This is a genomic window from Arthrobacter sp. SPT-J7, assembly GCF_059089965.1.
The window spans coordinates 43212-63275 of record NZ_JBNHFF010000013.1 but is presented as its reverse complement, the minus strand read 5'-3'; the positions used below and the strand labels follow the sequence as shown (position 1 = coordinate 63275).

At 65.4% G+C, this 20064-nt stretch carries 18 protein-coding genes; 14 read left to right on the top strand and 4 right to left on the bottom strand.

The window, feature by feature from the left end; all coding sequences use genetic code 11:
- Positions 1–7 precede the first annotated feature (7 nt).
- From AC5RWX_RS17330 to nrdR, 10 genes are all read left to right on the top strand, one after another.
- The gene (locus AC5RWX_RS17330) at positions 8–721 is read left to right on the top strand and encodes a purine nucleoside phosphorylase YfiH/LACC1 family protein (RefSeq protein ID WP_493957907.1); all 714 of its coding nucleotides are present in this window, start codon (positions 8–10) and stop codon (positions 719–721) included.
- Entirely contained in the window at positions 718–1467 is a 750-nt protein-coding gene (locus AC5RWX_RS17325) for a YggS family pyridoxal phosphate-dependent enzyme (protein WP_493957906.1), read from the top strand. Before AC5RWX_RS17330 ends, AC5RWX_RS17325 begins: the two co-directional genes overlap by 4 nt.
- Before the next feature lie 109 nt (positions 1468–1576).
- Positions 1577–2095 (top strand): cell division protein SepF, encoded by a 519-nt coding sequence (locus AC5RWX_RS17320; RefSeq protein ID WP_493940328.1) that lies wholly within the window; start codon positions 1577–1579, stop codon positions 2093–2095.
- Between the two features lie 69 nt (positions 2096–2164).
- A complete protein-coding gene (locus AC5RWX_RS17315; protein ID WP_493940329.1) occupies positions 2165–2452 on the top strand; it encodes a YggT family protein in 288 nt (95 codons plus the stop codon).
- A gap of 148 nt (positions 2453–2600) precedes the next feature.
- Positions 2601–3266: a DivIVA domain-containing protein gene (locus AC5RWX_RS17310; protein WP_493940330.1), complete on the top strand. Its 666-nt coding sequence runs from the start codon at positions 2601–2603 to the stop codon at positions 3264–3266.
- A gap of 123 nt (positions 3267–3389) precedes the next feature.
- Positions 3390–4055 carry a signal peptidase II gene (lspA, locus tag AC5RWX_RS17305; RefSeq protein WP_493957905.1) on the top strand — a complete coding sequence of 222 codons (666 nt, stop codon included), beginning with the start codon at positions 3390–3392 and terminating at the stop codon, positions 4053–4055.
- The gene (locus tag AC5RWX_RS17300) at positions 4021–4983 is read left to right on the top strand and encodes an RluA family pseudouridine synthase (protein WP_493957904.1); all 963 of its coding nucleotides are present in this window, start codon (positions 4021–4023) and stop codon (positions 4981–4983) included. The genes lspA and AC5RWX_RS17300 overlap by 35 nt, the downstream gene beginning before the upstream one ends.
- A 108-nt stretch (positions 4984–5091) precedes the next feature.
- Complete coding sequence (dnaE, locus tag AC5RWX_RS17295) at positions 5092–8571, top strand: DNA polymerase III subunit alpha (RefSeq protein WP_493957937.1); 3480 nt, start codon at positions 5092–5094, stop codon at positions 8569–8571.
- Positions 8572–8605: 34 nt separating this feature from the next.
- Positions 8606–9955 carry a histidinol dehydrogenase gene (hisD, locus tag AC5RWX_RS17290; RefSeq protein ID WP_493957903.1) on the top strand — a complete coding sequence of 450 codons (1350 nt, stop codon included), beginning with the start codon at positions 8606–8608 and terminating at the stop codon, positions 9953–9955.
- Positions 9956–10054: 99 nt separating this feature from the next.
- Positions 10055–10549: a transcriptional regulator NrdR gene (gene nrdR / locus AC5RWX_RS17285; protein WP_414960146.1), complete on the top strand. Its 495-nt coding sequence runs from the start codon at positions 10055–10057 to the stop codon at positions 10547–10549.
- Positions 10550–10612: 63 nt separating this feature from the next.
- On the opposite strand, the gene ppgK is transcribed toward nrdR, so the two are convergent.
- Positions 10613–11425, bottom strand: a complete 813-nt coding sequence (gene ppgK / locus AC5RWX_RS17280; protein ID WP_493957902.1) for a polyphosphate--glucose phosphotransferase — start codon at positions 11423–11425, stop codon at positions 10613–10615.
- 81 nt (positions 11426–11506) lie between these two features.
- Positions 11507–12385 (bottom strand): type I methionyl aminopeptidase, encoded by an 879-nt coding sequence (map, locus tag AC5RWX_RS17275; RefSeq protein ID WP_493940335.1) that lies wholly within the window; start codon positions 12383–12385, stop codon positions 11507–11509.
- A 61-nt stretch (positions 12386–12446) separates the two neighbouring features.
- On the opposite strand from map, the gene AC5RWX_RS17270 reads away from it, so the two are divergent.
- On the top strand, positions 12447–12641 hold the full coding sequence (locus AC5RWX_RS17270) for an SPOR domain-containing protein (RefSeq protein ID WP_493940343.1): 195 nt from the start codon (positions 12447–12449) through the stop codon (positions 12639–12641).
- A 40-nt stretch (positions 12642–12681) separates the two neighbouring features.
- Here the strand turns inward: AC5RWX_RS17270 and panB are convergent, their stop codons facing one another.
- Positions 12682–13554, bottom strand: a complete 873-nt coding sequence (panB, locus tag AC5RWX_RS17265; protein WP_493957901.1) for a 3-methyl-2-oxobutanoate hydroxymethyltransferase — start codon at positions 13552–13554, stop codon at positions 12682–12684.
- A 176-nt stretch (positions 13555–13730) separates the two neighbouring features.
- Here panB and AC5RWX_RS17260 point away from each other — a divergent pair, with 176 nt between their 5' ends.
- Complete coding sequence (locus AC5RWX_RS17260; protein WP_493940337.1) at positions 13731–15071, top strand: glutamine synthetase family protein; 1341 nt, start codon at positions 13731–13733, stop codon at positions 15069–15071.
- An 8-nt stretch (positions 15072–15079) separates the two neighbouring features.
- A complete protein-coding gene (locus AC5RWX_RS17255) occupies positions 15080–18097 on the top strand; it encodes a bifunctional [glutamine synthetase] adenylyltransferase/[glutamine synthetase]-adenylyl-L-tyrosine phosphorylase (protein ID WP_493957900.1) in 3018 nt (1005 codons plus the stop codon).
- Between the two features lie 1011 nt (positions 18098–19108).
- Here the strand turns inward: AC5RWX_RS17255 and AC5RWX_RS17250 are convergent.
- Positions 19109–19531 (bottom strand): hypothetical protein, encoded by a 423-nt coding sequence (locus AC5RWX_RS17250; RefSeq protein WP_493942425.1) that lies wholly within the window; start codon positions 19529–19531, stop codon positions 19109–19111.
- Between the two features lie 240 nt (positions 19532–19771).
- Here AC5RWX_RS17250 and AC5RWX_RS17245 point away from each other — a divergent pair, with 240 nt between their 5' ends.
- A complete protein-coding gene (locus tag AC5RWX_RS17245) occupies positions 19772–20020 on the top strand; it encodes a hypothetical protein (RefSeq protein WP_493942426.1) in 249 nt (82 codons plus the stop codon).
- Positions 20021–20064: the final 44 nt, after the last annotated feature.

Here is a 20064-nt window from a genome sequence, read left to right as displayed (position 1 = left end):
TTCGGCAGTGTTCTGGTGGAAGCAGCAGGTCCACACCGGCGTGTGGGTCGCTTTCACCGACCGGTCGGCCGGCAACCTGGGCCTCCATGTAGGGGACGACGCCGCCGCTGTGCACCGGCGTCGTGAACTGCTGGAGGGTGCCCTGCCGGTAGCGGCCGGTTCGCTGCGGTTCATGAACCAGGTGCATTCGGCCGAGGCGGCCATCGTGGCTGCCGGTGGGCCGGCTTCGGCGGAACCGGCGGTGACGGCCGATGCGCTGGTGAGTCCCGACGGCGCGTCGCCACTGGCGGTGATGGTTGCGGACTGCCTGCCGGTGGTGCTGGTAGGGACCCTGCCCGACGGCGGTGCCGCCACCGCGGTGGCACATGCCGGCCGCCGCGGGCTGCTGGACGGCGTGCTGGCCAATGCGGTGGCCGGGCTCCGTGATGCGGGCGCAGACGGACTGCAAGCCTGGATCGGGCCGTCCATCTGCGGAGCCTGCTACGAGGTTCCCGAGCAGATGCAAGCGGATGCGGTGGCCCGGATTCCCGAGCTGGCAGCGAGGACCACCTGGGGCACGCCGGCACTCGATCTTGCCGCCGGGGCCACCGCCGAACTGGTCGGACTCGATGTGGAGGCGCACCGGGTGCCGGGCTGCACCCGGGAGGAAAGCCGGTTGTTCTCCTACCGGCAGGATCAACGCACCGGCCGGTTCGCTGGCCTGGTCTGGAAGGACGCATGAGCACCAACTCCCGGAAGGCCGAACTCTCAGCAAATCTGGAACGCGTCCGGGCGCGGATCGCCCGGGCCGCCGTCGGGCGTTCGGCGGAGCCGGAACTGATTGTGGTAACAAAGTTTTTCCCTGCCTCCGATGTTGCGCTGCTGCAGGAACTGGGGGTGACCGACGTCGGGGAGAACCGGGACCAGGAAGCCGCCGCGAAGGCCGCGGAGCTGGCCGGCCGCGGGCTGCGCTGGCATTTCATTGGACAACTGCAGACAAACAAGGCCAAATCGGTGATCCGTTACGCCGATCTGGTCCACTCGGTGGACCGTCCGCAACTGGTCCGGGCACTGGGCAAAGCCATGGCGGCCGAGCAGGAACGGCGGCAGGCTGCCGGGCTCGAGCCCCGTGCGGCTCTCGGCTGCCTGATCCAGGTGGACCTTGACGAGTCGGACCGGCCGCAGGCGGCCGGAACGGCGGCCCGCGGCGGTGCCCGTCCCGGGGAGATCCGGGCGCTGGCCGAAGCCCTCCAGGAAACCGAGGGGCTGGCCCCGGCCGGACTGATGGCGGTAGCGCCGTTGGGTGCAGACCCGGCCCAGGCCTTCGGCCGGTTGGCGGAGCTCTCGCAACAGCTTCAGGAAGAGCATCCCGAGGCGGTCATGGTTTCGGCAGGAATGAGCCAGGACCTTGAAGCAGCGGTCGCTGCGGGCGCGACACACCTCCGTGTCGGATCAGATGTCCTCGGACCACGACCGGCGGTACGGTAGCGTTTTGGCTAGGCAGGCTCTTTGCCGGAACCCATGTCCATGAACCCATGTTCATGAGCGGGGGCCGCGCAAGGCAGACAGCAGCGCTGAAGACAGGATGGGAGCTACCATGGCAGGCACACTGCGCAAGACAATGATTTATCTTGGGCTCGCCGATGGTGACGAGCACTACGAACCCGAGCAGCCGGACACGGCCGCCCGAGATGAGGAGCAGCCCGTGGAACAGCCCCGACAGGAGCGCCGCGCGGAGCCTGCAGCGGCACCGGTGAAGCCGGCTGCCGAGGAATACCGGGCTCCGGTGACGCCGATCAAGCGCGCTCCGTCCGCCCGCGAGGATGCCACCGTGCTGCACCAGATCACCACGGTGCACCCGCGCTCCTACAATGACGCCAAGGTTATTGGCGAGAGCTTCCGGGACGGGATCCCGGTGATCATGAACGTCACGGACATGGGCGAAGCGGAAGCCAAGCGGCTGGTCGATTTTTCGGCCGGCCTGGTCTTCGGTCTGCACGGTAGCATTGAGCGGGTAACCAATAAGGTTTTCCTGCTCTCGCCGTCAAGCGTGGAAGTGTTGGGTGAGGACCGAAAGTCCAGCGACCAGCAGGCCAGTTTCTTCAACCAGAGCTAGCCTGCCGCACTTTCCGCACGGCGTGCCGCCCGTCAAAATCCTTCTAGCGCTAGGAATCGTGGAAACGGCGTGTCCATCATTTTCGTCCTGCTGTACCTGATCTTGATGTTGTTCCAGCTGACTTTGATCGTGCGCATCGTTTTTGAAGTGGTGCAATCCTTCGCCCGCCGCTGGAGGCCGCGCGGAATCGCGCTGGTCTCGGCGTCCGTTATCTACACTGTGACCGACCCGCCGCTGAAGGGCCTGCGCAGGCTCATTCCGCCGCTGCGGATCGGCGGATTCGCGCTCGATCTTGCCTTCCTGGTGCTGTTCCTCATCGTGACCATCGCCATGGCCATCGTGGCGGGTTTGGCCTGACCGAGGGCGCGTTAGTGTTCGTCTCCGAAACGATATATTCTGATTCAGATATAGCTGGCGGATGTCCGTTGCACGGGGATATTCGCTACCGTTGTTATGAATCCAGCACGTTGCATTCATGACCCACGAACCAGTATGAGGTGACCAGATGGCTTTGACGCCAGAAGACGTTGTCAACAAGCGGTTCCAGCCGACTAAGTTCCGCGAAGGCTATGACCAGGATGAGGTTGACGACTTTCTCGATGAGATCGTTGTTGAACTCCGCCGGCTGAACCAGGAGAACGACGAACTTCGCAAGAAGCTGGCTGACGCCACGTCGGGCCAGGCTCCGGAGGCCTCCGTGCCGGCTCCGGTTTCGGCCGCCCCGAAGACCGAACAGGTCCGCGAACAGGTCAAGGAAGAACCGAAGGTCGAGCCCAAGGCGAAGGAAGAGCCGAAGCCGGCTCCGGTTGCCGCCGCGGCTCCCGCGGCCGACCGCTCCGCTACCGCCGAGTCGGCGGCCGGCGTGCTGGCGATGGCCCAGAAGCTCCACGACGAGTACGTCACCGCCGGCGTGGAGCAGCGGGACAAGATCATTGCCGAGGCACAGCTGGAAGCCAGCAGCCTGGTCAATGACGCCGAGGAAAAGAGCCGCAAGACGCTGGGCAACCTGGAGCAGCAGAAGGCCGTGCTGGAGCGCAAGCTGGAGCAGCTGCGTGGTTTCGAGCGCGACTACCGTGCCCGTTTGAAGGCCTACATTGAAGGCCAGCTTCGCGATCTGGAAGCCCGTGGTTCCTTCGCTGCTCCCGAAGTCAAGGACAGCGCCGACGCGTAAGCGCGGAAGGTAACTGACCCTGTCCACAGGGACCCCCATGGCCGGCGCCGGGATTATCCTGCCGCCGGCCATTGCCTTTGCACACCGCATCGGTGCCCGGACGGCACTGAAGACGAGAGAGACATGTCAGAAACTCCACCGGCAGCTGATCGATCCCACGACGGGGCGGCGGCCGCGGCCGGACAACGCAAGGGCAAAGCCCGTTTCATCCTGCTGCTGGCCGGCTGCGCGGCCTTCGCCTACGCCTTTGACCAATTGACCAAGTGGTGGGTCGTCTCCACCATGACAGAGGGGCAGATCACTCCGGTACTGCCGCCGCTGCTGCACTGGCATTTCATCCGCAACTCGGGCGCGGCGTTCTCCATCGGCCAGGACCACACCTGGGTGTTCACCTTGGTGATGTCGGCCGTTGCCATGGCAATCCTGGTTTATGCCCGCAAGGTCCGCTCTCTGTGGTGGTCCGTGGCGCTCGGCTTCCTGCTGGGTGGCGCGCTGGGTAACCTGACCGACCGGCTGTTCCGCGAACCCTCTTTTGGCCTCGGGCACGTGGTGGATTTCATCGCCTTCCCGAACTTCGCGATCTTCAACATCGCCGACTCCGCCGTCGTCGGAGCGGTCATCCTGTGGTGCGTGCTGACTTTCATGGGAATAGGCATGGACGGCACCCGGCAGACCGCCAAAACCGGGGACGGCACAGCCACCCGGGACGGCACGGCCACCAGGGACGACACGTCCAACCGGGACGGCAAGCTCGATGGGGGCAAGCCAGCAGGGGAGAGCAGTGACTGACGACGTCAGGGTCGTCGAGCTGGACAGCGGGACGGCCGGTGAACGGGCAGACACGGTGGTCGCGGGGCTGCTGGGCGTGTCCCGCACGGCGGCCGCGGCGTTGTTCGGCGACAAGTGCGTGGAACTGGATGGCCGTGCCATAGCCAAATCGGCGAAGCTTCCGGGCCAGGGGAGACTGCGCATCGTCGTACCGGAGCAGCGGGATCCGCTCGCCATCGTGGTGGAAGAGGTTCAGGAGTTGAAGATACTCGGAGACGAGGACGATTTCGTCGTCATCGACAAACCGGTGGGCGTGGCGGCGCATCCGTCGCCGGGCTGGGTGGGACCCACCGTGGTCGGAGCGCTGGCGGCCCGCGGCTACCGGATTTCGACGTCGGGTGCCGCCGAGCGGGCCGGGATCGTCCACCGCCTGGACGTGGGAACATCCGGCGTGATGGTGGTGGCCAAGACCGAACACGGTTACACCTTGCTGAAGCGCGCGTTCAAGGACCGCACGGTGGACAAGGTCTATCACGCACTCGTGCAGGGGCTGCCGGATCCGCTGGAGGGAACCATCGATGCGCCGATCGGCCGGCACCCCGGTTTTGACTGGCGGTTCGCCGTCGTCGAGGACGGACGCCATTCGCTGACCCACTATGAGGTCATCGAAGCCTTCGGCAAGGCGTCCTTGGTCGAAGTGCATCTGGAGACCGGCCGGACCCACCAGATCCGCGTCCACTTCTCGGCGCTCCGGCATCCCTGCGCCGGCGACCTGACCTACGGTGCCGATCCGAAGCTTGCCGCAGCGCTGGGCCTGACCCGGCAGTGGCTGCATGCCAAAAAGCTCGGCTTCCACCACCCCGGCACCGGGGAATGGGTTGAATACGAAAGCGAGTACCCGCAGGACTTGGCTTACGCGCTGCAGGCACTCGCCGAACACCGCGTGTAGCCCGGGCCGGCTGGCTCCGACACCTAGAATGAAACCGTGGCAGCAGTGACTTCTTCCAAGACCGGCAACGATTCCTTCGTCCATCTCCACAACCACACCGAGTACTCGATGCTCGACGGTGCCGCGCGGCTGACCGACTTGTTCAGCCACACCGAGGAACTGGGCATGAACGCGGTGGCGACCACGGACCACGGGTTCGTCTTCGGTGCCTTCGATTTCTGGAACAAGGCCCGCAACGCCGGGGTCAAACCCATCGTCGGCGTCGAAGCGTACCTGACTCCGGGCACCGCCCGGGCGGACAAGACGCGCGTACGCTGGGGCGACGGCGGACGCAACGACGTCTCCGGCGCCGGCGCCTACACCCACATGACCATGTGGGCCGAGACCACCGAAGGCATGCACAACCTCTTCCGCGCCTCGTCGCTGGCCTCGCTGGAAGGCTATCTGTACAAGCCGCGGATGGACCGGGACCTGCTGCAGACCTATGGCAAGGGCCTGATCGCCACCACCGGCTGTCCGTCCGGTGAGGTCCAGACCAAGCTGCGGCTGGGCCTGTACAACGAGGCGAAGCAGGCTGCCTCCGATTTCCGGGACATCTTCGGCAAGGAAAACTTCTTCTGCGAACTGATGGACCACGGCCTGGACATCGAGCGCAACGTGCAGGCCGATCTGCGCAAACTGGCGCGCGAACTCGGGCTCCCGTTCGTGGCCACCAACGACCTGCACTACACGCACGCCGAAGATGCCAAGTCGCATGCGGCGCTGCTGTGCGTGCAGTCCGGTTCGTCGCTGGCCGACCCGAAGCGCTTCAAGTTCGATGCGGACGAGTTCTACCTGAAATCCCCGGCGGAGATGCGGGCCATTTTCCGCGATGTGCCCGAAGCGTGCGACAACACCCTGCTGATCGCCGAGCGCTGCAACGTGGAGTTCAATACCAAGGCCTCCTACATGCCGGTGTTCCCGGTGCCGGAGGGGGAGAACGAGGAATCCTGGTTCGTCAAGGAAGTCGAGAAGGGCCTGCATTACCGGTTCCCGACGGGCATCCCCGATGACGTGCGCAAGCAGGCCGAATACGAGATCGGCATCATCCTCCAAATGGGCTTCCCGGGCTACTTCCTGGTGGTGGCCGACTTCATCAACTGGTCTAAGGACAACGGCATCCGGGTAGGCCCGGGCCGCGGCTCCGGCGCCGGCTCGATGGTGGCCTACGCGATGCGGATCACCGACTTGAACCCGCTCAAGCACGGACTGATCTTCGAGCGCTTCCTGAACCCGGACCGCGTTTCGATGCCTGACTTCGACGTGGACTTCGATGACCGGCGTCGCCCCGAGGTGATCAAGTACGTCACCGAGAAGTACGGCGACGACCGCGTGGCCATGATCGTCACCTACGGCACCATCAAGGCCAAGCAGGCGTTGAAGGACTCCTCGCGTGTGATGGGCTATCCGTTCTCCACCGGCGAGCGGCTGACCAAGGCCATGCCGCCGGACGTCATGGGCAAGGGCCTGACGCTGAAGGAAGTGCACGATCCCAGCGCCAAGCGCTACGGCGAGGCCGAGGAGATGCGCGAACTGCTCAAATCCGATGCGGATTCCGCCAAGGTCTTCGAAACCGCGCTGGGCCTGGAAGGGCTGAAGCGCCAGTGGGGTGTGCACGCAGCCGGCGTGATCATGTCCTCGGATCCGCTGATCGACATCATCCCGATCATGCGCCGCGAGCAGGACGGCCAGATCATTACGCAGTTCGACTATCCCACCTGTGAAGGCCTCGGCCTGATCAAGATGGACTTCCTCGGCCTGCGCAACCTGACGATCATCACGGACGCCATCGAGAACATCAAGATGAACCAGGACATCGACCTGGATCTTGAAACACTGGACCTCGACGACCGCGGGTCCTACGAACTGCTGGCCCGCGGCGACACCCTGGGCGTCTTCCAGCTCGACGGCGGCCCGATGCGGTCGCTGCTGAAGATGATGCGGCCGGACAACTTCGAAGACATCTCCGCCGTCATCGCCCTGTACCGGCCGGGCCCGATGGGCGCGAACTCGCACACCAACTACGCGCTGCGCAAGACCGGGCTCCAGGAAATCACCCCGATCCACCCGGAGCTGGAAGAACCGCTGCGGGACATTCTGGACACCACCTACGGCCTGATCGTGTACCAGGAGCAGGTAATGGCGATCGCCCAGAAGGTGGCCGGCTTCTCGCTGGGCCAAGCGGACATTCTGCGCCGCGCGATGGGCAAGAAAAAGAAGTCCGAGCTGGACAAGCAGTATGCGGGCTTCCATCAGGGCATGGTGGACCGCGGCTACTCCGAGGCAGCCATTAAGGCGCTGTGGGACATCCTGCTGCCGTTCTCCGACTACGCGTTCAACAAGGCGCACTCGGCCGCCTACGGCCTGGTCTCCTACTGGACCGCCTACCTGAAGGCGCACTACCCGGCCGAATACATGGCCGCGCTGCTCACCTCAGTCGGCGACGACAAGGACAAGCTGGCGCTGTACCTGAACGAATGCCGCCACATGGGCATCACGGTGCTGCCGCCGGATGTGAACGAATCGGCGCTGAACTTCACCCCGGTGGGCAAGGACATCCGCTTCGGCATGGGCGCCATCCGCAACGTCGGCGCCAACGTGGTGCACGCCATGGTGGCCGCCCGCGACGAGAAGGGCAACTTCGCCAGCTTCAGCGATTTTCTGCAGAAGGTACCGGCCGTGGTCTGCAACAAGCGCACCATCGAGTCGCTGATCAAGGCCGGCGCGTTTGACTCGCTGGGCCATCCGCGCCGCGCGCTGGCCATGATCCACGAAGAAGCCGTGGACTCGGTCATCGTGCTCAAGCGCAACGAGGCCGCCAACCAGTTTGACCTCTTCAGCGCGTTCGACGACGGCGGCGAAACGGCCGGGGGACTCGCGGTCGATGTGCCGGACCTGCCCGAGTGGGACAAGAAAGACAAGCTCGCGTTCGAACGCGACATGCTGGGCCTGTACGTTTCCGACCACCCGCTGCAGGGACTGGACGGGATCCTGAGCCAGCACGCGGACATGTCCATCACCTCGCTGATCGGCGAGGACGGCCCGCCGGACGGACAGATCGTCACGATTGCGGGCATGATCACCTCGCTGCAGCGCCGGATCGCCAAGAACAGCGGCAACGCCTATGCCCGGGCCGAGGTCGAGGACCTCGGCGGCTCGATGGAGGTCATGTTCTTCGGCCAGGCGTATGCGCCGATCGCGACCGTGCTGGCGGAAGACCTGATTGTGGTGGTGCGGGGCCGGCTGCAGCGCCGCGACGACGGGGCAGTCACCCTGAATGCGCAGGAACTGACCGTGCCCGACCTCAGCGACGGGCACTCCGGCCCGGTGGTGATTTCGATGGCCAGCTTCAAGGCGACCGAGTCGGTCGTCACCGCGCTGGGCGACGTGCTGCGCACCCATCCCGGCACTACCGAGGTGCAGGTGCGGCTGAACAGTTCCCGCAAGGTTGAGGTGATGAAGCTGGGGGTGGACCTGCGGGTCAATCCCAACCCCTCGCTGTTCGGCGACCTGAAGGTGCTGCTGGGGCCGGCCTGCCTCGACGCCTGACCGCGCGGCGGCGAGCGGTCAGTAGAATGGGTGGGTGACTTCTGCAGCCTCCGCCCACCCCTTGACCGACTTCCGCACGCTGGACCTGCGCGGCAGCAGCCTCGGCACCGCCGAGCTGAAAGCCGCCATGCCACGTGCGGAAACCACGTTCGACGCCGCCACCGGCGCCGTCGAGGAGATCATCGGCAAGGTGCGCGCGGACGGTTTCGCCGCCCTGGCCGACCTTGCGCGCAGGTTCGACGGCGTGGAGCAGCTGCATCCGCGGGTGCCGGCAGCGGCGCTGGACGAGGCCTTGGACCAGCTGGACCCGCAGGTCCGTGCCGCCCTGGAGGAGGCCATCGAGCGTGCGCGGCGGTTCGCCGCTGCGCAGAAGCCGGGGGACACCGACGTCGCAATCAGCGACGGGGCAGTGGTGACGCACAAGTGGATCCCGGTGAACCGGGTGGGGCTGTACGTCCCCGGCGGACTGGCCGTGTATCCGTCGTCCGTGGTGATGAACGTGGTGCCGGCACAGGCAGCGGGCGTGGCCTCCATCGCGCTGGCCTCGCCGCCGCAAAAAGACTTCGGCTCGCTGCCGCACCCCACGATCCTGGCCGCCGCCAAACTGCTGGGCATCGAAGAGGTCTACGCGATCGGCGGCGCGCAGGCCGTTGCCGCGTTCGCCTACGGGGTGCCCGCCAACGAACACGGCCCGGCACTGGAACCCGTGGATGTGGTCACCGGCCCCGGCAACGTTTTCGTGGCCACGGCCAAGCGGCTGGTCAAGAGTGTGGTGGGCATCGACGCGGAAGCGGGCACCACCGAGATAGCCATCCTGGCCGACGAGACCGCCAATCCGGCCTTTGTGGCCGCCGACCTGATCAGCCAGGCCGAGCACGATCCGCATGCCGCCTCCGTGCTGGTCACCGCGTCGGAGGAACTGGCGCAGGCCGTGCGCGGGGAACTCGGCGTACAGATCGCCAGAACCAAGCACTCCGAGCGGGTTCGCCAGGCGCTGTCCGGACCGCAGTCGGGCACCATTTTGGTGGATGGGCTGGAACAGGGCATCGCCGTGTGCGACGCCTACGCCGCCGAGCACTTGGAGATCCAGACCGCCGACGCCGCCGCGGTGGCCGGCCGGATCCGCAACGCCGGCGCGATCTTCGTGGGCGACTACAGCCCGGTGAGCCTGGGCGACTACTGCGCCGGCTCCAACCATGTGCTGCCCACCAGCGGCACCGCCACGTTCGCCAGCGGCCTCAATGTGACCACCTTCCTGCGTGCGGTCCAAGTGATCAACTACGGCAGCGAAGCGCTGCGGGAAGTGAGCGGACACATCGGCGCACTCTCCCGCGCCGAGGACCTTCCGGCGCATGGCGATGCCGTGGCCATCCGGTTCGACTGAGCAACCCCAACCCCAACATGTAGTAATCACAGTCTTGTAATTCACCTAGATATAGTTCTAGGATGAATTGTTGGTGTTCCCCCATGGAAGGAGTGTTGCGTGTATTGTCCGTTCTGCCGCAACTCCGATTCCCGGGTCGTGGACAGCCGGCTGACCGACGACGGCTCGGCGATCCGCCGGCGCCGGCAGTGTCCGGCCTGCGGGCGCCGCTTCACCACGGTGGAGACCACCAGCCTCAGCGTGATCAAGCGCTCGGGCGTCAGCGAGCCGTTCAGCCGCACCAAAGTAGTCAACGGCGTGCGCAAGGCGTGCCAGGGCCGGCCGGTGACCGAAGACGACCTGGCCATGCTGGCCCAGGAAGTTGAAGAGTCGGTCCGCGCCAGCGGCGCCGCGGAAATCGACGCCCACGAGGTGGGGCTGGCCATCCTTGGCCCGCTCAAGAAGCTGGACCTGATCGCTTTCCTGCGGTTCGCCAGCGTCTACCAGGGCTACGAGTCGCTGGAGGATTTCGAATCCGCCATCGACCAGCTGCGCCGCGATGCAAACGGCCAGCAGGGGCCGGAAGGCCGGCAACGGCCGTTGACAGCGCAATAGCGCACTCAGACTCCGGTGGCGGCTGCGGAGGGGAAGCCGGGGCCGCCACCGGCACCAACTGTTTTACTTGGCGAAACCGAAGTGGATGGCCGACTGCAGCGCTGCCCCGACGATGCCGGCGTTGTTGCGCAGCTGCGCCGGGATGATCGGCGTGGCCAGCTGAAGCAGGGGCAGGAAGTCCTCGCTGCGTTTGGAAATGCCGCCGCCAATGATGAACAGCTCCGGCGAGAACAAGAACTCCACGTGCGAAAAGTATCGCTGCAGGCGCTTCGCGTACGTCTCCCAGTCCAGGCCGTCGCGTTCGCGGGCCGCGGCGGAGGCCTTCGTCTCGGCGTCGTGCCCGTCCAGCTCCAGGTGCCCCAGTTCAGCGTTGGGCACCAAGGTGCCGTTGAAGATGAAGGCCGACCCGATGCCGGTGCCCAAGGTGATGACCAGCAGGGTCCCCTTCACGCCGGACCCGGCACCAAAACGGGCCTCCGCCAGCCCTGCCGCATCGGCGTCGTTGATGACCTGGACCGGACGGGACATTTTGTCGGTGAGCAGCGTATCGACGTCGGTGCCGATCCAGCTGGCATCGACGTTGGCTGCGGACCGGGCCACGCCGTGGCGGATGATGGCGGGGAACGTGACGCCCACCGGGCGGTCCGGTGGCGGGCCCTCCGGGCGGGCGGAGAGTTCGCTGACGATGCGCGCGACGACGTCGGCCACGGCCTCCGGCGTGGATGGACGGGGAGTGTCGTAACGGACGCGGTCGCCGACCAGGTTCCCCTTTTTGAGGTCGACGATGCCGCCCTTGATGCCGGTCCCGCCGATATCGATCCCGATCGCCGAGCGTGATGCCCGTTTGGCTGTCTTGCCGTCCTTGCCGGTCGCCATGCCACCTCCGTGTGCGCTTGTCTCCGGCGTGCGGAGCCGGACTATCGGTAGCCTACCCGCTGCGGGGCGGACGCTGTCGGACTAGGGCAGGGTCAGGATCTCCGCACCGGATTCGGTGACCACCAGGGTGTGCTCGAACTGGGCGGTCCGTTTGCGGTCCTTGGTGACCACTGTCCAGTTGTCGTCCCACATCTCCCAATCGATGGTGCCCAACGTCAGCATCGGCTCGATGGTGAAGACCATGCCCGGCTCGATCACCCGGCTGTAGGCGGGGGCGGCGTCATAATGCGGGATGATCAGCCCGGTGTGGAACGCTTCGCCGACACCATGGCCGGTGAAGTCGCGGACCACACCGTAGCCGAAGCGCTTGGCGAAGGACTCGATGGTCCGGCCGATCACGTTGATTTCGCGGCCCGGGGCAACTGCCTTGATGCCGCGGCGCAGTGATTCCTGCGTCCGCTCCACCAGCAGGCGCGACTCTTCATCGACGTCGCCCACCAGGAAGGTGTAGTTGGTATCCCCGTGGACGCCGTCCAGGTAAGCGGTGATGTCGATGTTGATGATGTCGCCATCCTGCAGCACGGTGGTATCCGGGATCCCGTGGCAGATCACTTCATTGATCGAGGAGCAGATCGACTTCGGGAAACCGCGGTAGCCCAGGCAGGACGGATACGCGTGGTGGTCCAGCAGGAATTCATGCCCGATTCGGTCCAATTGGTCGGTGGTGACGCCGGGTTCGATGTGCTTGCCGACCTCCACAATGGCCTGTGCAGCGATCCGTCCAGCGGTGCGGATTTTCTCGATGGTCTCCGGGGTCTTGACCTCGGAACCGGTGAATTTGGCCGGCGCCGGTTTCCACGCGTACTCCGGCCGTGCGATCGAAGCGGGGACCGGCAAAGTGGGGCTGACGGTGCCCTGAACGAGGGTTCCGACGGGTGCTGTTGCTGCATTGTGGGGCATAGTATCGATCATATAGGTGCTGCAGCGGTGCCCGGGCGTGCGAAGCCGGCGGGCAACTACGCTGCAGCGGCGCCGTCAACTTAAGGAGGCCGGCATGGCGGATTTTTGGTACAACGTCGTCACCCACCAGGTGGAAGTGGGCGCGCAGTCCGACTGGACGCAGCTGATCGGCCCCTACGCGACCCGCGAAGAAGCCGAACACGCGTTGGAAAAGGTGCAGCAGCGCAACAAGGAGTGGGACGCGGAGGAGGACTGATCCAGCCGGCCCACGTTCCCGCCCCCGGCTAGGCCCCCGGCTAGAAGGAGTGCTCCGGGCCGGGGAACGTGCCGTCCTGGACGTCCGAGCGGAAGGCGGCAGCGGCGTCGGAAATAATGCTCCGCACGTCCGCATACTGCTTGACGAATTTGGCCATCTTGCCGCCGCGCAGACCCACCATGTCCTGCCAGACAAGAACCTGGCCGGTGGTGGACGGACCGGCGCCGATCCCAATCGTGGGAACATGCAGGGCCTGGTCCACCTTGGCGGCCGCCTCGGCCGGGACCATCTCCATCAGCACGGCGAAAGCCCCGGCGGCTTCCAGCGCCAGCGCATCCTCAACCAGCCGCCCGGCGTCGTCGCCGCGGCCCTGGACCCGGTAGCCACCCAGCGCATGCTCGCTCTGCGGAGTGAAGCCGATGTGTGCCATCACCGGAACACCGGCCTGCACCAAGGCCCGCACTGTGTCCGCGTAGTAGGCGCCGCCTTCCATCTTCACCGCGTGCACGCCCGTTTCCTTCAGGAAGCGCACACCGGTTTCCACCGCCTGCGCCGGCGAGACCTCATAGCTGCCGAAGGGCAGGTCGGCAACGACGAAAGCACTGCGGGCGGAACGGGCGACCGCCCGGCAGAGCGGCAGCATTTCGTCCACTGTGATCGGCAGTGACGTCTCATTGCCCAGCACGTTGTTGGACGCCGAGTCGCCGATCAACAGCACCTCGATCCCGGCCGCATCAAAAATCTCCGCGGTGTACTGGTCGTAGGCGGTCAGCATCGCGAAGCGGCGGCCCTCGTCCTTGGCCTGCTGCAGGTGGTGGAGGCGGGTGCGGCGGGCCGGGCGCGACGCCGAAGACGCCGCGGGCGTGCCGTAGGGAGCCGGCTGCTCTGCGCCGGAAGGCTGTGAAGTGGGCATGTGGTAGAGCCTAATCCTCGGACCTCTGCTTGCTCCACTTGTGTGCGGATGCGTTACCTGGGCGGAAACTTCCGCGGTGCTGCCAGTAGGCTAAGGGAAAGTACAAGGCAGGCTCTGGCAAGCGGCTTCACAGGCCAATTCAGAAAACCGCTTGCGGATACAGTGAAAGGCAGCCCATGGACCGTCAGCAGGAATTCGTCCTCCGTACCATCGAAGAGCGCGACGTGCGGTTTGTCCGGCTCTGGTTCACGGACATCGTCGGGTCGCTAAAGTCCGTGGCGCTGGCTCCTGCTGAGGTGGAAGGTGCGTTCGAAGAGGGGCTCGGCTTCGACGGTTCATCGATCGAAGGCCTGGCCCGGGTCTTCGAGTCAGACATGCTGGTCCAGCCCGATCCCACCACGTTCCAGATCCTGCCCTGGCGGGGTGAGGCGGAGCAGACCTCGCGGATGTTCTGCGATGTGCTCACGCCCGACGGCGAGCCCTCCAGCGCCGATCCGCGCAACGTGCTGAAGCGGACGCTGAGCAAGGCGGCGGAGATGGGCTTCACCTGCTATACCCATCCGGAAATCGAGTTCTATCTGCTCAAGTCCGATGAACTGGGTCCGGACGGTATTCCGGTGCCGGTGGACCGGGCCGGCTATTTTGACCATGTGCCCGGCGGCGTGGCACAGGACTTCCGCCGCACCGCCGTGACCATGCTGGAAAACGTGGGCATCTCGGTGGAGTTCAGCCATCACGAAGACGGTCCCGGACAGAACGAAATCGACCTCCGCTACGCCGATGCCCTGCAGACCGCGGACAACATCATGACCTTCCGCACGGTGGTCAAGGAAGTGGCGTTGATGGAGGGCATCTATGCCACCTTCATGCCGAAGCCTTTCTCCGACCATCCGGGTTCCGGCATGCACACCCACTTCTCACTGTTCGAAGGCGACTCGAACGCGTTCTTCGAAGCCGGAGCCGAATTCCAGCTGTCCAAGACGGCCCGCCAGTTCATGGCCGGGATCCTGCACCACGCTCCGGAGTTCACCGCCGTCACCAACCAGTTCGTTAACTCGTACAAACGGCTCTGGGGCGGGGGAGAGGCACCCAGCTACATCTCCTGGGGCCACAACAACCGTTCCGCCCTGCTGCGGGTGCCGCTGTACAAGCCGAACAAGGGCCAGTCCGCCCGCGTCGAATACCGCGGCATTGATTCGGCGGCCAACCCGTACTTGTCCTACGCGGTGCTGCTCGGGGCCGGCCTGAAGGGGATCGAGGAAGGCTACGAGCTGCCGCCGGCGGCAGAGGACGACGTCTGGAGCCTGAGCACTGCCGAGCGGCGCGCCATGGGGCTGGACCCGCTGCCGTCCAGCCTGCACGACGCCATCCGGGCGATGGAAGAGTCGGAGCTGGTGGCCGGCATCCTGGGCGAGCAGGTCTACGAAATCTTCCTGCGGAACAAGCGGGCCGAATGGCACGACTACCGGCTGCAGGTCACCCCGCACGAGCTGAAGCGCAACATCGGAATCCTCTAGGACCGCCAGTGCTCACCAACCGGCGCCTGATCGCCCGAGGGTTCCACGATCTGGAGCGCAGCACCCGTTTCCTGCAGGCCTCGGAACTGTCCGGCGTCAGCCAGGAACGACTGGACGCGGGCTTCGCAGTCAGCGCCGACCCGGACCAGGCGCTGGTCTCCCTGGTCCGGCTGCTGGAGAAGAACCCGTCCCTGGTCGACGTCATCAACACCGGTGGGGACGGCAGCGAAGCCCTGTTCCGGCTGCTCGGGGCCTCGGAAGCCCTGGGTGAATTCCTGCTCCGGCGGCCGGAGCACTTGGACGTCTTGGACACGCATATCGGCCCGGAGCCCGGGAATGTGCCGGCGTCCCGGCTGCGCAGTGCGATGCTGCAGGCTGTCGGGGCAGATCCGCTGTCCGATCAACCGGTCGCTGCCTTGTCCGGCAAGGACGCCTACATGGGGCTGCGGAGCACGTACCGCCGGCACTTGGCAGAACTCGCCATCCGCGACCTCTGCGCAGCTTCACCGGTCGACTTCATGCCGGCGGTCGGCCGGGAACTGGCCGACCTGGCCGCGGCAGCGCTGGAAGCCGGGTTGGCGGTGGCCCGGGCCGAGGCGGCGGAACGCTATGGTGCCGAGGACGTTGCGGCAGTGAAGCTGGCCATCATCGGCATGGGCAAGTGCGGCGCCGGCGAGCTGAATTACATTTCCGACGTCGATGTTGTCTACGTGGTCGAGGGCGAAGGGCTCGACGACGGCGTTGCCGCTGCCATTGGCTCGGCGCTGGCCACCGGAACGGCCCGGGCCATTTCGTCACCCGGGCCGGAGCCCGGTCTCTGGGAGGTCGACGCGAATCTGCGGCCGGAGGGCAAAGACGGGCCGCTGGTGCGGACCCTGGATTCGCATCTGTCGTACTACCGGCGTTGGGCCCAGAGCTGGGAGTTCCAGGCGTTGCTGAAGGCCCGGGCGGTGGCGGGAGATGCCGAGCTGGGCCGCCGGTACGAGGAAGCGATCTCACCGCTGGTCTGGTCCTCATCGGAGCGCGAAGGCTTTGTGGAATCGGTGCAATCCATGCGCCGCCGGGTCACGGAGAACATCCCGGCCCACGAGCGCGGCCGGCAGATCAAGCTGGGGCGCGGCGGGCTCCGCGACGTCGAGTTCACCGTCCAATTGCTCCAGCTGGTTCATGCCCGGGTTGACGAATCCATCCGCCAGCGCGACACCACCTCGGCCATCGAAGCGTTGAGCGTGGCCGGCTACATTTCCCGGACGGACGCCCGCGAGTTCGACGAGGCGTACCGGTTCCTGCGGGTCCTGGAACACCGTGTCCAACTGGTGCATTTGCGCCGGACCCACCTGATGCCCGACGCCGAGCAGGCGCAGCGGGTGCTGGCCAAGGCCGCGCAGGGTGCGCTGCTGGAACGTCGCCCGGCGCCGGCAGAGCTGATGGAGAAGTGGCAGCAGACCAAGCGCCGGGTGCGGGCGCTGCATGAGCAAATCTTCTACCGGCCGCTGCTGGCCGCCGCATCCAACCTGAGCCTGGACGAGGTGCGGCTCAGCCCAGAGGCCGCCCAGGGACGGCTGGCAGCCCTGGGCTACCAGGATCCGCGCGGCGCCATGCGCCACATCGAGGCGCTGACCGGCGGAGTCAGCCGGAAGGCATCGCTGCAGCGCCAGCTGCTGCCGGTACTGCTGGAATGGATCGCGTCCGGGGTGGACCCCGACGCCGGCCTGCTGGGCTTCCGGCGGTTGAGCGAACGGCTGGGCGACTCGCACTGGTACCTGGGCATGCTGCGCGACTCCAGCTCGGCCGCCGAACGGCTGTGCCATGTGCTCTCCAGCAGCCGCTTCATCACCGACTTGCTGGAGGTTTCGCCGGAATCGACGGCGTGGCTGGGCACCGACAAGGATCTGGTGCCGCTGCCTTTCGACGCGCAGTGGCAGGAGATCCAGTCCAAGATGTCCCGCCATCCGGTGCCGGAAGAGGCTATCCGGCTGATCCGGCTGATCCGCCGCCGGGAGACGCTGCGCATCGCGCTCGCGGACTCATCCGGGCTGCTGGAGCAGAGCCAGGTGGGCGCGGCCCTGGCCGACGCCGACCGGGCCGCGGTGCTTGGCGGACTGCATGTGGCGGAAACCTCCGTGCTGGAGACGGAGGAACGGCTGACCGCGCTGCTGGTGGTAGCCATGGGCCGCCAGGGCGGGCGCGAGATCAGCTACGGCTCGGATGCGGACGTAATGTACGTGCACCGGCCCCTGCCGGGTGCGGATCCCGCCCAGGCCCAGCAGCAGGCGGAGCGCATCGTGGCCCGGATTTCTTCGCTGCTGAAGCAGCCCTGTACTCCGCCGGTGCTGGCCGAACGGGTGCTGGAGGTGGATGCGGCGCTGCGCCCGGAAGGAAAGAACGGCCCGTTGGTGCGGTCGCTGGACTCGTACCGCGAGTATTACCAGCGCTGGTCGCTGGTCTGGGAGGCCCAGGCCTTGCTGCGCGCCCGCCCCATGGCTGGAGACGACGCCCTCGGCGAGGACTTCACTGCGCTGGTCGATCCGATCCGCTACCCGGCGGACCTCAGCAGCGATCAGGTCCGCGAGATCCGCCGGATCAAGGCGCGGGTGGAATCCGAGCGGCTGCCGCGCGGCGCCGATCCGGCCCGGCAGCTGAAGCTGGGCCGCGGGGGACTGAGCGACGTGGAATGGCTGGTCCAACTGCTGCAACTGCAGCACGCGCACGAGCGTCCGGAGTTGCGCACCACCAACACCTTGGAGGCACTGGCCGCCATCGCCGCCGCCGGGCTGCTCCCCGAAGACGACGCCGCAACGCTGGGCCGCAGCTGGAGCCTGGCTACCCGGATCCGCTCGGCCAATGTCATCTGGGCCGGCAAGAATTCCGACACGCTGCCCGCTTCGCGGCGGGACTTGGAAGCCGTGGCTCGCTGGTGCGGGTACGAGCCGGGGAACGCGGCGGCCATCGAGGAAGACTATCTGCGCCTGACCCGGCGTGCCCGGGCCATTTTTGAACGCTACTTCTACGGTTACGGCACCTGATCCGCCGGCCCGCGCTCTGAACCGCCCGACGGCGGTGCCAGCCCACTAGAGGAGGCACCGCCGCCGCCGTGGATACCCGTACGCTTCCATCGCTGTCATGTAGGGGCGGATAGAGACGGGCGCGCAGGGGGCCCCACCACCCTCAGCGCTCCGGATGCTTAGGGTCCTTTCCCCTTTCTCTCCAGTAATCGTCACGTTGGCCGAGAACATATCGCCCGAGGTAAAAGATGCCAGCTACCAGTAGAGCTATCTGGAGGGCGAGGAGAAACCAGCGCCAGGACATAAACCACGAGTTAAGCAACGCGATGATGGCGGCCAGCCCTAGTGCAGCAAGTGCCAAGGAATTGTCTTGCCATCGCCTAGCTGTGCGAGCCATGCAGAAACAATAGCCGCCTTTCGTCAACCTGTTATCCGTACCCTTGCTCGCACTCGATAGATATCTCTACTCGGGTATCGATGGAGCGGCGAATTCGTGCTGTGGTGTGCGCACCTGTCCTACGCTCCAGCAAGGGGAGAACTCATGTCTGTCCAGGGAACCTTCGTCAAGAACCGTATGCACAACCCGGACTTCAGAAGAGGCACCCTGTCGTCGGGGTCTATCTGGTGGTCCTGTGTTGGGCCGGTTTTCTCTACCTTTTGGTTGTCACGGCCGGCGAGTCCGCCTCGCTGGTCCATCCCATGCTCTTGGGGACCCATGGGCTTTGGGTTGTATGGAACCGCGGAACGAAGAAAGTACCGCATGGGTACAGGCCGGCAAAGCACCGTAAGTCTTCCGGGCGCCGCCGGTTTTAAGGAGCTACGTCTTTCTTCCCATTGGGTGCCCCCGTACGCTTCCGTGAGCGCAATGTCCGAGCGGGGGATTTATCCGGATCACAGAACGCTATTCTTGGTTCCATCTTTGCTGCCAGCAGATCCTTAAGGGAATCCACCGGACAGCTGCAATGACTGAGATATCGCTAAGTCGGAGCGGAGCGAGGGCCGAAATCGGCGTGTTCACCAAGTCGCCCGAATTTAAAGCGCATTCGTTCGGTGCACGAAGTCCGCTTCACGCTGTGCCCGGCGGTCGAGAACCAGAGCGGTCAAGATCACGACGATTGTTACCATCACGGTGATAACAATGATCAGGGCGGCAACCTCCGGCGGCTGGAGGAATGCCAGAACCGCCATCCCAAGGATGAAGATCGCGTCGGCCACCAGAATCGCGCGTAGAACTTTCCTCAGCTTGTCGACGTGCGCCTCTGACTGAACGCTCTTGTGTCCCTCTAACCGAGCAAGGACCATTGCCGGCCCCAGGGCTACCATGCAGACAAATGGCATGGTTCTGGTCAGAGGCCCGAGCAGATCCGGTTGCGCGAATGCGAGAACACCCATACCCAGCACGATGACGATGGCGGGCAGGAGGATGGCGGCTCGCACCTTCAGGCTCGGATTCATGTTTGCGTCCCCTTGTCCCTTGTCAAAGGGCAGGCTACCGGCAAGTTGCACGTCTGCGAAGGCGTTTCAGCCTCAGCTTGGCCGGAATGAGGCGGAGGACCCAGGACAGCACCGAGCCCATAGGACGTTCGATGTGGCACAGCCGGGAGCGCCCTGAGGTCGATCCAACCCCGCTTCATTACCGTGCACCATGAGCCATCAAAATCTAATGCTTACCCTTGGTATGAACGGGTGTCTGGTGTGAAGGAATGGGTACATCCGACGGTCAGGCGCGGCACGATCTGGTGGCCACTACAAGTTGTCGTCCTTGCGGGTCTTGCTCTAATTCTCCTCTATGTGGCGCTGGCAGACGGAAAAGCCCGCCTCCTGTTGTACGGGATCGAGGCGGGTGTTTTAGCTGTGTCTTTCGGGTTCTTCGCCAAACGAGAGATCCAGAAGCTCCGTCATGAGTATCGGTATGAAGACAATGAAGACGGTTCCAGCCGATAGGCACAAGAAGTAAGTGCCAAGAGACAGTTCTATGGCCATCGTGA

Bases quoted from the DNA above. Each gene is read 5' to 3' on its own strand.
- AC5RWX_RS17325 (WP_493957906.1), top strand. From the start codon at position 718: ATGAGCACCAACTCCCGGAAGGCCGAACTCTCAGCAAATCTGGAACGC.
- AC5RWX_RS17320 (WP_493940328.1), top strand. From the start codon at position 1,577: ATGGCAGGCACACTGCGCAAGACAATGATTTATCTTGGGCTCGCCGAT.
- AC5RWX_RS17310 (WP_493940330.1), top strand. From the start codon at position 2,601: ATGGCTTTGACGCCAGAAGACGTTGTCAACAAGCGGTTCCAGCCGACT.
- lspA (WP_493957905.1), top strand. From the start codon at position 3,390: ATGTCAGAAACTCCACCGGCAGCTGATCGATCCCACGACGGGGCGGCG.
- AC5RWX_RS17300 (WP_493957904.1), top strand. From the start codon at position 4,021: ATGGGGGCAAGCCAGCAGGGGAGAGCAGTGACTGACGACGTCAGGGTC.
- dnaE (WP_493957937.1), top strand. From the start codon at position 5,092: ATGCTCGACGGTGCCGCGCGGCTGACCGACTTGTTCAGCCACACCGAG.
- ppgK (WP_493957902.1), bottom strand. From the start codon at position 11,425: ATGGCGACCGGCAAGGACGGCAAGACAGCCAAACGGGCATCACGCTCG.
- map (WP_493940335.1), bottom strand. From the start codon at position 12,385: ATGCCCCACAATGCAGCAACAGCACCCGTCGGAACCCTCGTTCAGGGC.
- panB (WP_493957901.1), bottom strand. From the start codon at position 13,554: ATGCCCACTTCACAGCCTTCCGGCGCAGAGCAGCCGGCTCCCTACGGC.
- AC5RWX_RS17260 (WP_493940337.1), top strand. From the start codon at position 13,731: ATGGACCGTCAGCAGGAATTCGTCCTCCGTACCATCGAAGAGCGCGAC.
- AC5RWX_RS17250 (WP_493942425.1), bottom strand. From the start codon at position 19,531: ATGAATCCGAGCCTGAAGGTGCGAGCCGCCATCCTCCTGCCCGCCATC.